This is a genomic window from Roseateles flavus (genome assembly GCF_039872765.1).
Taxonomy (GTDB): domain Bacteria; phylum Pseudomonadota; class Gammaproteobacteria; order Burkholderiales; family Burkholderiaceae_C; genus Roseateles_B; species Roseateles_B flavus.
The window spans coordinates 20,349-32,768 of record NZ_JBDPZC010000013.1 but is presented as its reverse complement, the minus strand read 5'-3'; the positions used below and the strand labels follow the sequence as shown (position 1 = coordinate 32,768).

Here is a 12,420-nt window from a genome sequence, read left to right as displayed (position 1 = left end):
TCACGCCTGGGCCGCGGCCTCAGCGCACGAAGCGCCCGTCCGCCCCGATGATGGCCAGGTCCGCGAAGTCCAGCCCGCTGTGGTCGCCCGGGCCGTAGCTGATCTCCAGGCCGCCCAGGTCGAACTTGCGCAGCCCTTCCAGGGCCGCCAGCACCTTCTCTCGCGTGAACTGCGGCGCGGCCTGGCGCAGGGCCTCGGCCAGCACCTTGGCGGCGGCAAAGCCCTCCAGCATGGCGGGCGTGAGCTCGTCGTAGCCCTTGGCCCTGGCCAGTCGCTGGGCTTCCTGCACGAACGGATACTTGACCGCGCGCTCCCCCGGGAAGACCTGGCTCACGATGACGCCCCGGCTCGCGTCGCCCAGCTGCTTCACGAAGCCGGCCGAGGCGTTGTTGGACAGCGTGACCACCTGCGCGCTGGAACCGGCCGCGCGCAGGGCCTTGACGCCGCCGGCCACCACCTGGCTGGAGCCCACCCACAGCACCGCCTGGGTCTCGGCCTTCACCAGCGCGGGCACCAGGCTGTCAAAGGCCGGCTTCTCGCGATCGGCCTTGAGCACGGCCACCGGCTGCAGCCGGGTCTTGGCAAAACCCTTGGAGGCGCCTTCCATGGCATCGCGCCCGAAGGAGTCGTCCACATGGACCACCGCAATGCGGGTGATGCCCGTGGAGTGCAGATGTTCGATGGCCTTCTCGGCCTCGCGCTGATAGGGCGCGCGCACATTGAAGACGTAGCGCTGCACCGGGTTGTGCAGCAGCATGGCGCCGGTGGAGGGGGCGACCAGCGCGATGCCATGCTGCTGCAGCAGGGGCAGGATGGCCTCGGTGTGCGGCGTGCCGCGGTTCATGAACAGCACCACGGCCTTCTTCTGCTCGATGAGCACGCGCGCGTTGGCTGCAGCCTTCTGCACGTCGAACTCGTCGTCCAGCGTCAGCAGCTGGATCTTCTCGCCCTTGATGCCGCCCTGGGCGTTGATGTGCTCGATCCACAGCTGGGCGCCGTTGAGCGCCTCCTTGACCGTGGCAGCCGCCTGGCCGGTGACGCCGATGGTCTGCCCGACCACGATGTCGGCGCGGACGGGCGCGCAGGCCAGGGCCGTGGCCAGCAGGAAGGTCGATGCAAGGGCTTGAAGCCGGGGGCGGCGGGTCAGTGTCATGAGTCGTCTCCGTCGGGGCGCCGCGCCGGGCGCGAAGGGCTGGCGTGGCGGTGATCTGTAGGGGCGCGGCGGCGCTGCCGCGGCACTCGCCGGGCATCCTAGCTCGCCCCTGGCCCGCTGAGGACATGCAGCAGCCCTCCCGGGTGATTGCCAGCGAAAACTGCGATGGAATCCGCTGAATGGGCCACCGTCACCTACTGTTACTTGCGGCGGCAGGATGCGCCGCCACGCCCAGCTCGTCAAGCCGCCGGCGCACCAGCTGGATGCCGTGCAGCAGCTCGAAGAACAGGTCGGAGTGGCGGATGGGCACCTGCAGCAGGCGCACGGCCCGGTGCAGGGCGTCCAGCTCCTGGCGCAGGGTCTGCTGCGCCGCGGGGCCGGGCAGGGCGTCCAGCTGCGCCTCCAGGCCGCGCAGGCGCTTGTAGAGGCCCCGCATGCGCTCGCGCAGGTACCAGCGATACAGGCGAGGCCCCTGGCTCAGCAGGGGCAGCAAGGCCGCGCTGGCGGCCAGCAGGGCCAGCAGGCGCTCGGCATGGGCGGTGAGCCAGTAGGGCAGCAGGCGTTGCAGCAGGCTGGGGCCCTGGCGGTAGTAGCGCAGCGCAGCGCCAGACATCGGGTACTCGGGGTCGCTGGCCTTGGGGAACTCGCCGGGACGGTCCAGCCAGCTGGGCTGCCCGTGCTCGCGGCGCAGCACCTCCACCAGCTCCTGGACCAGGTCCTCATGCAGGTCCTCGTGCACCAGCACGGCGTTGCTGGTGGACAGCAGCTCGATGTCCTGCTTCGGCAGCGAGCGCGCCAGGTCGACCACGCCCTGCGGCAGGGTCACGCGCTCCAGGAAGGGCAGGCGGCGGCTGATGGCCTCGGCCTGGGGCACGCTCATCAGTGCGATGTCGGGCCGGTGCAGCAGGCGCTGGACCACCGGCGCGTCGGCCGCGAAAGCCATGAAGACCACGTCCACGCGACCGTCGACCAGGGCCTGCGCCGCCTCGTCACCGGCCAGGGGAAGCAGGCGCGTGCGCTGGTCGTCGAGGTCGTACAGCGACAGCAGCCGTTCGGCCAGCATGCGGGTGCCGCTGCCCGAGGGCCCCAGGGCCAGGCGCAGGCCGGCGAGGTCCTGCAGTCGCTGCAGCTGCAGGCCGGGGCGCTGAAAGATCCACAGCACCTGGCGGTTGACGCGGCCCAGCGAGACCAGGCCCGGATAGGCCGCGGCATCGCCGACGCCGCCCTGCACGAAGGCCGCCTGCACGGGGTGGTCGGCGCGGCTCAGCAGGGCCAGGTTCTCCAGCGTGCCCTGCGTCGGACGCAGCGTGGCCCGCACCTTGGAGGCGGCGAGGGCCTGGGCATAGCGCTGGCCGAAGTGCTCGTAGGCGCCCCCCTTGAAACCCGTGGCGATGGTGAGCTGCGTCGGCGGGGAAGGGATGGCCCAGACCAGCAGGCCCGCGACCGCTGCCACCACCGCCAGCAGCAGGGCCGTGCGGCGGCCCGCGCGCCGCCAGAAGGACGGCGGTGTCAGGGCGGAAGAGGCATCGGCAGAGGGGGGCACCGCGGGCATGGACAGGGAGGCTCGGATTCGGGAGCGCGCAGTGTAGGTGTCTGCACCGGGCCTGCCGGAGGTGACGCCTCCCGGGACTTCGCCGAGGGCCGCGCGACCCTCCCGCCGCCTCGCCCGCCAGTCACTCAGTCCCGCCAGAGCACGTGCATGCAGGTGAGGCCGGCCTCCATCTTCATGAACTCGCCGATGTCGATCGACTGCACGGCATGACCGCGGGCGCGCAGGGTCTCGGCTGTGCGCGGGCTGGCCGCATTCATGAACAGCCGCGGGCCGATCTTCAGCACATTGGCTGCCCAGGGCTCGCCGGGCTCGGCGTGCAGCACCGTCAGGCCGGGCATGGCGGACAGGTCCACCCAGTCCGGCTGGGCCAGCACGGTGCGCTCGTCCAGGGCCGTGACGCCGGTCTTGAGATGCAGGCAGCCCATCACCGGCACGGCCTGCACGGTGTAGTCCAGCGGGGCGAGCCAGTCCCGCAGCTGGGCGACGCCCGCGGCGTTGGTCCGCGAGGACAGGCCGACATAGAGCGTGCGCCCCAGGCGCAGCACGTCGCCGCCCTCCAGGGTGGCAGGCGCCTGCAGCACGTGGACGGGGCGCCCGTCGAACAGGCCGTGGTGGGCCAGGTCGGCCGCGAAGAGCGCGACCTCGGCCTGGCGCGAGGCGGCGCCGGGGCGGGTCAGGACCACGCACTCCGGCAGGGCGAGCACCACATCCTCGACGAAGAGGCTGTCCGGCAGGCCGGGCTGGGCGGGCAGGGCGATCACGTCGATGCCGCTGCTGGCCAGCGTGTCGCGATAGGCCTGGTGCTGGCGGGCGGCGGCGTCGATGTGGATGGACTGGGCGGCGACGAAGGTGGTTTCGTAGCCCTGCAGATCCTGGGCTGGCTCACGGGTGATGAGCATTGTCATGGGCTGGCTCCTGCCCCCGAGGGTGAGGGGGCGTGGGCGTGCATCGTATTCAATCCGCATGCCACAGCGATGGTCCGGCCCGTTTGGGTCCTGGTGCGGCACCCTGGGCGCCGTGGCGCTGCTGGGGGCGCTGCTTGGGGGCCGGGCGCCCGGCCCAGGCGGACGCGGCCACGCCGGAGCCCCGGGTCCAGGAGCGGCTCGAGTACTGCCCCCGGGCGGGCGTCGAACCCCTGCACCTGGACCTGGCCTTGCCCGGGACGCCAGCCCCGCCGGGCGGGCGCCCCATGATTCTGCTGGTGCACGGCGGCGGCTGGGTGGCCGGCTCCCGCCAGGACTATGCGCCGCTGATCCGCAGCCTGGCCCGCTGGGGCCTGGTGGCGGCCAGCCTGGACTACCGGCTGGCCCCGCAGGCGCACTGGCCCGCCCAGGGCGAGGACATCCGCTGCGCCCTGCGCTGGATGCGCCACCATGCGGCGCAGTGGAGCGGTCGCGGCCATCGTCTCGCCCTGCTGGGCGGCTCGGCCGGGGCCCATCTGGCGGCGCTGGTGGCGCTGCAGCCGCGAACGCCCCCGAGCGCCGATGCGCCCTGGGCCGGGGAGGACGAGTCCGTGCAGGCCCTGATCCTGCACGGGGGGCGGTGATGAGCTGCGGGAACCGCCCGGGGCCCCGTCGGCCGTCAGCCAGGGGCAGCACGACAAGCTGCGAGCCCTGCTGGGGCGGGCCCCGGATGCGGCGCAGCAGTCCGCGCTCAGCCCGCTGCGCTGGCTGCGGGCGGATGCGCCGCCCCTGTTTCTCGTGCACGGGCAGCGCGATGCCGTGGTCCCGGTGGCGCAGTCCCGCCAACTGCATGTCGAGGCCCGGCGCCTGGGCGTTCCCGCCGAGCTGTGGGTGATTCCGGACGCCGGGCATGCCGACTTCGGCAGCGCCGCCGACCTCGTGGGCGCGCGCCTGCGGGACTTCCTGAGCCGCCATCTGACCCGGTGAACGGGAGCGTCGGCAAAGAGACCCCGGGGGCCCGGCCTGTCCGCAGCCCCGCCGCCGCTCGCTCGCCGCTCTGCGAAGATGCGCGGCTCGACCCTTGCGCAGCTTCTGCCCCTCCGCCCATGTCCCGCACCCTCAGCCTTGCCAACACCTTGCTGTCCCTGCGCGGCCGCATGGCCATCACCGATGAAGCGGGGAGCCTTGCCTACGAGGCCCGCGGCGAGTTCGCCCTGTGGTCGCCGACCTGGCGCATCGAGGCGGCCGGTCGGGAGGTCGCCCAGGTGCGGCGTCGGCTGCTCAGCTGGCGGCCGACCTGGGAGGTGGACGGCGAGCTGGGGCCCTTCCTCATCCAGCGCAAGCTGCTGTCCTGGACGCGCCAGTACCGTGTGCTGGGCGGCCCGGCCGATGGCGCGGCGCTCAAGGGCAGCTTCTTCGACTACAGCTTCGAGCTCGCGCAGCACGGCCGGCTGCTGGCCCGGGCGCAGGGTCAGGTCTTGACGCTGCGCGACCGGCACACCATCGAGGTGCTGGCGGGCGATGAGCGCCTGGTCGTGATCGCCATGGTGGTGCTGCAGCTGGACCGGCGCGACGCCTCCTCCTCGCGGGCCGGCGACGACGACTGAGCCGCGCTCAGGTGGACAGGGCGCCCCGCCAGTACTCTGCCAGCGCGGCCCGCAGCTCCTGGCGGAAGTCGGGGCGGATGGGCGCGAAGACCGGTTCGCTGAGCAGCGAGCGCAGCTGAGGCGGGTAGTCCAGGGTCTGCCACAGGCCGCGGGTGAGGGCGTAGCTGCGCATCAGCAAGCTCACGCCGCGCCCGGCGGGCAGCTGCAGCGCCGCCTCCAGGGTGGCTCCCACGCGGGTCAGGCCCTGCACCAGGTCCATCTTGAACTGGCGCAGCTGCGCGTCGCTGAGGTTCTGCTCCAGCACGCTGTAGGCCATGGCGTCCAGGCGCAGCAGCTCGGGCCGCGCGTCAAGGTAGGCCACGAAGCCGTCGACGAAATGCGCCAGGGCGAGGGCCGGCGAGGCTGGCGCGGCAAAGGCCTCCTGCACGGCCTGCAGCAGGCCGGCGAAGTCCTCGGCCAGGAGGGCGACGAAGATCTCCTCCTTGGTCTTGAAGTACAGGTAGACCGTGCCCTTGGCCAGGCCCGCCGCCTGCGCGATCTGGGCGGCGGAGGGCAGCTGGCGGCTGTCGGTGATGAACAGGGCGCGGGCGGCGGCCAGGATGTCGGCGCGGCGGACGGCCTTGTCCTCGCCATCCAGGGCGCGCGCCTTCTGCAGGCGGGCCGGAGCGGCGGGCGGCGGTGGAGTCTGGGTCTTGCTCATGGCTGCAGCGCCTCCGAGGGGATGAGGTGCAGCCCGGGGCGGCCCTCACGGACGGCGGCATAGAGGGCCTGCGCCACGCGCGCCGTGCGGACCGGCCGCCAGCGGCGCGGCAGCAGGGGCATGAGGCCGCGGCTGAGGGCCAGGGCGAGGGCCTCGCCGGTGCGCTTGTCCGGCCGCGGACCGCCGTCCAGCAAGGAGGGGCGGATGCAGCTGAGCGATTCGAAGCCCAGGGCCTGGAGGTCGCGTTCCGTCTCGCCCTTGACGCGCAGGTAGAGGCCGCGGCTGTGCGCATCGGCGCCCAGCGAGGACACGAAGCCGCAGCGCGGCGTGCCGGCCCGGCGGGCCAGGCGGCAGGCGGCCAGGACGTAGTCGTGGTCCACGCGCCGGAAGGCCTCGGGCGAGCCGGCCAGGCGCAGGGTGGTGCCCAGGGCGCAGAGCACGGCGTCGGCCCGCCACCAGGGGGCGTCGGCGGGCAGCTGGTCGAAATCGACCTGCGGGTTGAGCAGCCGCTCCTGCGCAGGCAGGGGCCGGCGCGTGGGTGCCACGACCTGGCGCACGGCGGGATCGGCCAGGGCCAGGGCCAGCAGCTGCTGGCCGACCAGGCCGGTGCTGCCGAGGAGGAGGAGGGTGCTCATGGCCGGGATGCTGCTGCAGGGGAGGCGGGACGGTGGGGGAGGTCCGATGGTAGCCGGGCGCTCGGCCTCAGTTCGCCATCAGGCGCTGGGCCATCCAGGTCTGCATGCGGCGCGGCACCAGGCGGGCGCTCCAGACCGTCAGCTTGTTGCCCAGGCCTGGCACCACGCTGGGCGTGCCCGCCTTCAGCGCCCGCAGGCCGGTGGCCGCCACGGGGCGGGACTTCATCATCAGCAGGCGCTGGTAGAGCGTCGGCCGCTGGCCGGATACCGCCAGGAAGTTCGTGGCGGTAATGCCGGGCGAGAGCACGCTCACCTTCACGCCCTGGGGCGCCAGCTCGGCATTGAGCGCCTCACCGAAGAGCAGCACATAGGCCTTGCTGGCCGAATAGGCTGCATAGGTGGGCGTGGCCTGGTAGCCGCCGATGCTGGCCACCAGCAGGATGTGGCCGTGGCCGCGGCGCGCCATGTCGGCGCCGAAGACGTGGGTCAGCTCGGTGAGGCTGGCCGTGTTGAGCTGCAGCATGTCCAGGGTGCGGTCCAGGGGCTGAGCCAGCAAGGGGCCATAGAGACCGTAGCCGGCGTTGTTGACCAGGATGTCGATGGGGAGGCCATGCCCGTCCAGGCGCCGTTTCAGCGCGCTGCCGGCGCCCGGCTGGGCCAGGTCCACGCCTTCCACCACCACCTCGACGCCATGCCGGGCCCGCAATTCGGCGGCCAGGGCCTCCATGGGCTCGGTGCGACGCGCCGCCAGCACCAGGTTCACGCCCTGTTCGGCCAGCAGGGTGGCGAAATCCACGCCGAAGCCGCTGGAGGCGCCCGTCACCAGGGCCCATTGGCCGGACCACTCGCTCTTCTTGCTCATTGCTTGCTCCATCTGTAAATGACCAATGGTCAGTTGATGGATGAATTTGAAATGACCGGCGGTCAGTTGTCAAGCAAAGGGGGGCAGCGCCGGGCCGGTGTCCGCGTGAAAGCCGTCACGGGAGACGCCCGCCTGGCACCGGCTCGCCGCAGGAGGAGGCCTGGGCGCACGCTGGCGGCCTGCGGGAGGGAAGGGCAGCGCCGCCAAAGGGGCGCTGGCCAGGCGGGGCTGCCGACAGGAAGGCAGCCCTTGGCGACCGCCTTCACAGGGTCAGATCAGGGCAGGCGCAGCGTGTCGCGCTCCTCCACGCGCACTTCCTGCGCGGGGCCGTTGCCGAAGCTGTAGCTGACGATGAGGATCTTGCGCTGGCCGGGGTAGGGGTCGCCCCCGCCCAGCTGGTTGTCCACGTAGACCTCGAGGCTCTGGCTGTTGCGGACCAGCTTGCGCAGGCGGTCGGTGATGTCCCAGTCGCGACCGCTGGCGCCGTAGGTGGCGCGCAGGATGCGCAGGTTGCCGCGCTCCTCGCGGCCATGCCAGCCGCCGCGCCAGTTGCTGTCACCCCAGTTGCCACCGGCCCAGCCGGTGAACTGATTGCCGTCGATATGGCTGAACTCCTCGTACTCGAAGGTCCGGTCGTCGCCGCCGCGGCCGTGGGCATAGATGCGCAGGGTCTTGCGGTGACCGGGGGCGGGATCGGCGCCGAAGAGATCGTTGGTGATGCGCACGCGGGCGTCTCTGCGCGCCAGCTCCTTGAGCCGCTGCGTGACGTCCATATTGCGCTCGGCGGTGCCGTAGCGGGCCTGGAGGATCTGGTAGTCGCCGTCGTCGCCGTTGCGGCGGGGCACCTCGGGATCGCGGCGGTCGCCGTTCCAGCCGCCATTCCAGTTGTCCTGCCCCCAGTTGCCGCGGCCCCAGCCGATGAACTGGTTGCCGTCGACGTGGCTGAACTCCTCGTAGTCGAAGGTCCGCGTGCGGCCGTCCGGGCCCTGGGCGAAGATGCGCAGGGTCTTGCGATGGCCCGGTGCGGGGTCGACACCGAAGAGGTCGTTGGTGATGCGCACCCGGCGGTCCTCGCGGGCCAGTTCGCGCAGGCGGGGCGTGACGTCCACATTGCGATCGTCCGTGCCGTAGCGGGCCTGCAGGATCCTGTAGTCGCCGTCGTCGCGGTCGGCCCGGGCCGGGCGGGCGAAGGGGCCCAGCAGGGCGGTGGCGAGGCTGGCCTGCAGCAGCTGTCTTCTGTAGTTCATGGTTTTTCTCCGGGGCTGGGGCTCATGGGGGCGGCCCGCATGCCCAGCCCTCAACGGGGCGGGGCCGGGTTTGGTGGACGCGGGCCGCGAGTCCGGGCAGTATCGCGCCAGCGCGACAGGCTGCCGCCGGCTTCGTGGGCCGCCTGCGTCGATCGCCAAGCACCCCATCTCCATGAATGATGCCCCCCGTGTGCGCCGCCAGCTGACGCTCTTCGTCCCGCCCCCCGAGGGGCCGGCGCTCGATGCGCTGCGCGCGCGGCTCGATCCAGTCCAGGCCGGCCTGATCGCGGCCCATGTCACCCTGTGCCGTGAGGACGAGCTCCAGGCGCTGGGCTGGCCGCAGCTGCAGGAGCGGCTGGACTGCTGGCCCTTCGGTGCCCTGGCCCTGGTGTTCGGCCCGGCCGAGCGCTTCCAGGGCCATGGCCTGCTGCGGCCCTGCACGGCGGGCGCGGACGGCTTCCAGGCCCTGCGCCGCTGGGTGCTGCGCAACGAGTCGGTGCGCGTGCATCCGGCCCACCTGACACTGGCCCATCCCCGCAACCCGGTCGCCGCGGGGAACGACGAGCCGGCCTTCGCCGCCTGCGCGAAGGCCCCGCCCCTGCGGCTCACCCTGGCCACCGCCACCCTCATCGAGCAAGCCGGTGCCTCGGCCTGGCGGCGCCTGCACCAGCGGGCGCTGGGCCTTGGCGACGCGGCAGACCCATCAGGCAAGACCTGACCCCCGGAGCGTCCCCCATGTCCATCGATCCTGAACAGCTCTACGCACTTCTGCAGGCCGGAGGCGCCATCGAGGCCATGCCCGGTGGCGCGGCCTTCTGGTCCCGGCTCCCGCAGGAGCTGGACGCGCTGGGCCGGGCCTGGCTGGTCTCCGAGTTCTGCTGCAACGAGGACTGGTCCAGCTGGGAGCGCCATCCCGGCGGCGATGAGTTCGTCTACCTGCTGGACGGCGAGGTGGAGATGCTCATCGAGCAGGCCGGCGGGCTGCAGCGCACGCGCCTCAGCGGGCGGGGCGCCGTGATCGTGCCGCGCGGCTGCTGGCATACCGCCAAGGTCGCCGCGCCCAGCCGCCTGCTCTTCATCACCTGGGGCGAGGGCACGGAGCATCGCCCCGCCTGAGCGTCGGGGCAAGGCCTTCCGCTACCATGCAGTCCATACAAGAGACGGCTGCTGCAGACAGCGGCCAGGAGAGGGCAGGGCATGATCACCACCACCACGACGGGCATTGATGGCGCCGTCATTACCCGCTACCTGGGCATCGTCACCGGCGAGGTGGTGCTGGGTACGAACCTGTTCGAGGACATGGTGGCCGATTTCCGGGACCGCTACGGCGGCCGCGCGGGAGGCTACGAGCGCAAGCTCGCGCAGGCCCGCAGCCAGGCCCTGCGGCAGATGCAGACCCAGGCCATGGAACTGGGCGGCAATGCCGTCGTCGGCGTGAAGCTGGACCACGAGACCGTGGGGCCGCAAGGCGGTCTGCTGATGGTCACGGCCTGCGGCACCGCGGTGGTGGCCGAGCGCATGGTGCCCACACCATCGGGGGCCGGCGGCTGATGTATCTCCTGCTGATGGCGCTCCTGCTTGCGGGCCTGGCCTGGCTGGGCTGGCGGCTCTGGCATTCGCGCTACCGCCGTGCAGCGATGGGCGGCCTGGCCGCCGGCGTCGTGCTGGTCCTGCTGCTGCCCTTCGTCTACGGCTTCCTGTTCGGCTTCACCTTCCTGCACGGCTCCGCCAGGCCAGGCTTCGAGGCCGGCTTCTATTGCGCCGTGCTGGCCGTCTGGTTCCTGGCGCCCATCGTGCTGCCCCTGGCCATGCTGGCAGGCGTGGGCTGGCAGCGGCTGCGCCGACGCAGCCCCTCCACCGAGGCGGCCCCGCCGGCCCCCTGAAGACAAGCAAGAGGGAGAAGCAAATGGATGCAACACCATCGACCCAGCAAGGCGCCGCGCCCACGCCCGCCCGCCCGCCCAGGCTCTGGAACCCCAACGCCGCGGCCGCCTGGAGCCTGTTCTTCAGCCCCGTCTTCGGTGCCCTCCTGCACATGAAGAACTGGGAGGCGATGGGCGAGCACGCCCGGGCCGCGCAGTCCCGCCAGTGGGCCGTGGGCATGGCCGTGGCGATAGGCCTGCTGATGCTGGTGAGCCTGTTCGCGGTGGGGAACCGAGGCATGGAGCTGCTGTGCAATCTGACCAGCGTGACGCTGCTGGTGGCCTGGTACTACGGTTCGGGCAAGGCGCAGACCACCCGCGTGCTGGCACGTTTCGGGCGGGGCTATCCGCGCAGGGGGTGGGTGGAGCCGGTCCTGATTGCTGTCGCCGTGCTGCTGGCCCTCACCGCCTTGGCGAGCGGGGTGAGTGTCCTGCTGGCCTTGCTCGACACCCGCCACTGACGGCCGGACCGCCGCAGGGCCGTGCCCCAACCGTCGCGCCTCTCACAGGAACTCACATGCCACAGCAGATTCTGGATTTCTGGTTCCACGAGATCGAACCCCGCCAGTGGTGGGCCGTCGACCCCGCCTTCGATGCGCAGCTGCGCGAGCGCTTCCTGCCTCTGCTGGAGCGGGCCGCGCAGGCGGAGCTGCAGGACTGGCGCAGCACGGCGCAGGGGCGCCTCGCCGAGGTGATCGTGCTGGACCAGTTCTCGCGCAACGTCTTCCGCGGCACGCCGCGCGCCTTCGCCCAGGACCCGCTGGCCCTGGCGCTGTCGCAGGAGGCGGTGGCTGCGGGCGCGCTTCATGCGCTGTCGCCGGACGAGCGCAACTTCCTGCTGATGCCCTTCATGCACAGCGAGTCGCGCCGGATCCATGAGACCGCCGAGCGCCTCTTCGAGCAATGGGCGCCCGAAAGCAATCTCGACTTCGAGCGGCGCCACAAGGCCATCATCGACCGCTTCGGCCGCTACCCGCATCGCAATGCCATCCTCGGGCGCCCATCGACGCCAGAGGAGCTGGCCTTCCTGCAGCAGCCGGGGTCCAGCTTCTGATGCGGCCCTTGCAGACCTTCACGGCGGCATTCGCCTTGCCGGGCCGGATAGGCTGGGGCTGTGCGGACGGCTGGCCGGGTCTGCGGCCCGCGCTTCATGGCTTCGTTGTGCAAGGTTATGGCGCTGATGATGAAGGTTGTTGATGGGCGCAGGAGCCGGGCATGAGCCACTCCAATGATCGGCACCCCGCGCGGCCGTCCGCCGCATGGTCGCCATGAAGCTCAGACAAGAATGATGGCCTCTCCTCGACATGTGACCTCTGTGCGCCCCGCTTCTGCACTGCTGCTGCTGCTGCTGCTGCTGCTGGCGGCCCTCCTGGCCGGCTGCGCCTCGCCGAACACCCTGCGCCCCTTCACCACCGACGGCTGCAGCCTCTACCCCGACCGCTCCGCGAGCACGGGCAAGGACTGGTGCGCCTGCTGCGTGGCCCATGACCGGGCCTACTGGCGCGGCGGCACCGAGGCCGAACGCCTGAAGGCCGACGAGGCCCTGCGCGCCTGCGTGCATGAGCGCACGGACGACCCTGCCCGTGCCGCGACGATGTTCCAAGGCGTGCGCATGGGTGGCAGCGCCCTGTGGCCCACCGGCTTCCGCTGGGGCTACGGCTGGGCCTACGGGCGCTACTATCGTCCCCTGGATCCGGCGGAGGCCGCCGAGGCCGACCGTCTGGAGGCCCAGTACGAGGCCGAGGTCGGCTTCGACCAATGCCCGGGCCGGCCCCAGCCGCGGCGCACGCCGCTGCCGATGTCCTCCCCGTCCAAGCCCTGACGCCCGACTGCAGGAGTG

General features: G+C 72.0%; 17 protein-coding genes. 10 read left to right on the top strand and 7 right to left on the bottom strand.

The window, feature by feature from the left end; genetic code table 11:
• Positions 1-19: 19 nt before the first annotated feature.
• The 3 genes from ABDJ40_RS21330 to ABDJ40_RS21320 all read right to left on the bottom strand — a co-directional run bounded on the left by ABDJ40_RS21330 (position 20) and on the right by ABDJ40_RS21320 (position 3,610).
• Positions 20-1,153 (bottom strand): ABC transporter substrate-binding protein, encoded by a 1,134-nt coding sequence (locus ABDJ40_RS21330; protein WP_347612695.1) that lies wholly within the window; start codon positions 1,151-1,153, stop codon positions 20-22.
• 190 nt (positions 1,154-1,343) lie between these two features.
• Positions 1,344-2,705 (bottom strand): TAXI family TRAP transporter solute-binding subunit, encoded by a 1,362-nt coding sequence (locus ABDJ40_RS21325; protein ID WP_347612692.1) that lies wholly within the window; start codon positions 2,703-2,705, stop codon positions 1,344-1,346.
• Positions 2,706-2,830: 125 nt separating this feature from the next.
• Positions 2,831-3,610, bottom strand: coding sequence for a dimethylarginine dimethylaminohydrolase family protein (locus ABDJ40_RS21320; protein WP_347612690.1), 780 nt, complete (start codon positions 3,608-3,610; stop codon positions 2,831-2,833).
• A 32-nt stretch (positions 3,611-3,642) separates the two neighbouring features.
• Here ABDJ40_RS21320 and ABDJ40_RS21315 point away from each other — a divergent pair, with 32 nt between their 5' ends.
• The 3 genes from ABDJ40_RS21315 to ABDJ40_RS21305 all read left to right on the top strand — a co-directional run bounded on the left by ABDJ40_RS21315 (position 3,643) and on the right by ABDJ40_RS21305 (position 5,214).
• Positions 3,643-4,251, top strand: coding sequence for an alpha/beta hydrolase fold domain-containing protein (locus tag ABDJ40_RS21315; protein WP_347612688.1), 609 nt, complete (start codon positions 3,643-3,645; stop codon positions 4,249-4,251).
• 4 nt (positions 4,252-4,255) lie between these two features.
• Positions 4,256-4,594 (top strand): alpha/beta hydrolase family protein, encoded by a 339-nt coding sequence (locus ABDJ40_RS21310; RefSeq protein ID WP_347612830.1) that lies wholly within the window; start codon positions 4,256-4,258, stop codon positions 4,592-4,594.
• Between the two features lie 119 nt (positions 4,595-4,713).
• Positions 4,714-5,214, top strand: coding sequence for an LURP-one-related/scramblase family protein (locus ABDJ40_RS21305; RefSeq protein WP_347612685.1), 501 nt, complete (start codon positions 4,714-4,716; stop codon positions 5,212-5,214).
• Between the two features lie 7 nt (positions 5,215-5,221).
• On the opposite strand, the gene ABDJ40_RS21300 is transcribed toward ABDJ40_RS21305, so the two are convergent.
• From ABDJ40_RS21300 to ABDJ40_RS21285, 4 genes are all read right to left on the bottom strand, one after another.
• Positions 5,222-5,914 (bottom strand): TetR/AcrR family transcriptional regulator, encoded by a 693-nt coding sequence (locus ABDJ40_RS21300; protein WP_347612682.1) that lies wholly within the window; start codon positions 5,912-5,914, stop codon positions 5,222-5,224.
• Positions 5,911-6,549 (bottom strand): Rossmann-fold NAD(P)-binding domain-containing protein, encoded by a 639-nt coding sequence (locus ABDJ40_RS21295; RefSeq protein ID WP_347612681.1) that lies wholly within the window; start codon positions 6,547-6,549, stop codon positions 5,911-5,913. The genes ABDJ40_RS21300 and ABDJ40_RS21295 overlap by 4 nt, the downstream gene beginning before the upstream one ends.
• 67 nt (positions 6,550-6,616) lie before the next feature.
• Complete coding sequence (locus ABDJ40_RS21290; RefSeq protein ID WP_347612679.1) at positions 6,617-7,411, bottom strand: SDR family NAD(P)-dependent oxidoreductase; 795 nt, start codon at positions 7,409-7,411, stop codon at positions 6,617-6,619.
• A gap of 275 nt (positions 7,412-7,686) precedes the next feature.
• A complete protein-coding gene (locus ABDJ40_RS21285) occupies positions 7,687-8,658 on the bottom strand; it encodes a hypothetical protein (RefSeq protein ID WP_347612677.1) in 972 nt (323 codons plus the stop codon).
• Between the two features lie 172 nt (positions 8,659-8,830).
• On the opposite strand from ABDJ40_RS21285, the gene ABDJ40_RS21280 reads away from it, so the two are divergent.
• From ABDJ40_RS21280 to ABDJ40_RS21250, 7 genes are all read left to right on the top strand, one after another.
• On the top strand, positions 8,831-9,376 hold the full coding sequence (locus ABDJ40_RS21280) for a hypothetical protein (protein ID WP_347612675.1): 546 nt from the start codon (positions 8,831-8,833) through the stop codon (positions 9,374-9,376).
• A gap of 17 nt (positions 9,377-9,393) precedes the next feature.
• A complete protein-coding gene (locus ABDJ40_RS21275) occupies positions 9,394-9,774 on the top strand; it encodes a cupin domain-containing protein (protein ID WP_347612674.1) in 381 nt (126 codons plus the stop codon).
• A gap of 81 nt (positions 9,775-9,855) precedes the next feature.
• On the top strand, positions 9,856-10,209 hold the full coding sequence (locus ABDJ40_RS21270; protein ID WP_347612673.1) for a heavy metal-binding domain-containing protein: 354 nt from the start codon (positions 9,856-9,858) through the stop codon (positions 10,207-10,209).
• A complete protein-coding gene (locus tag ABDJ40_RS21265; protein ID WP_347612671.1) occupies positions 10,209-10,541 on the top strand; it encodes a hypothetical protein in 333 nt (110 codons plus the stop codon). The genes ABDJ40_RS21270 and ABDJ40_RS21265 overlap by 1 nt, the downstream gene beginning before the upstream one ends.
• A 23-nt stretch (positions 10,542-10,564) precedes the next feature.
• Entirely contained in the window at positions 10,565-11,041 is a 477-nt protein-coding gene (locus ABDJ40_RS21260) for a hypothetical protein (RefSeq protein ID WP_347612669.1), read from the top strand.
• 56 nt (positions 11,042-11,097) lie between these two features.
• Positions 11,098-11,634 (top strand): DUF924 family protein, encoded by a 537-nt coding sequence (locus ABDJ40_RS21255; RefSeq protein ID WP_347612668.1) that lies wholly within the window; start codon positions 11,098-11,100, stop codon positions 11,632-11,634.
• Between the two features lie 261 nt (positions 11,635-11,895).
• Positions 11,896-12,402, top strand: a complete 507-nt coding sequence (locus tag ABDJ40_RS21250) for a hypothetical protein (RefSeq protein ID WP_347612667.1) — start codon at positions 11,896-11,898, stop codon at positions 12,400-12,402.
• Positions 12,403-12,420 lie beyond the last annotated feature (18 nt).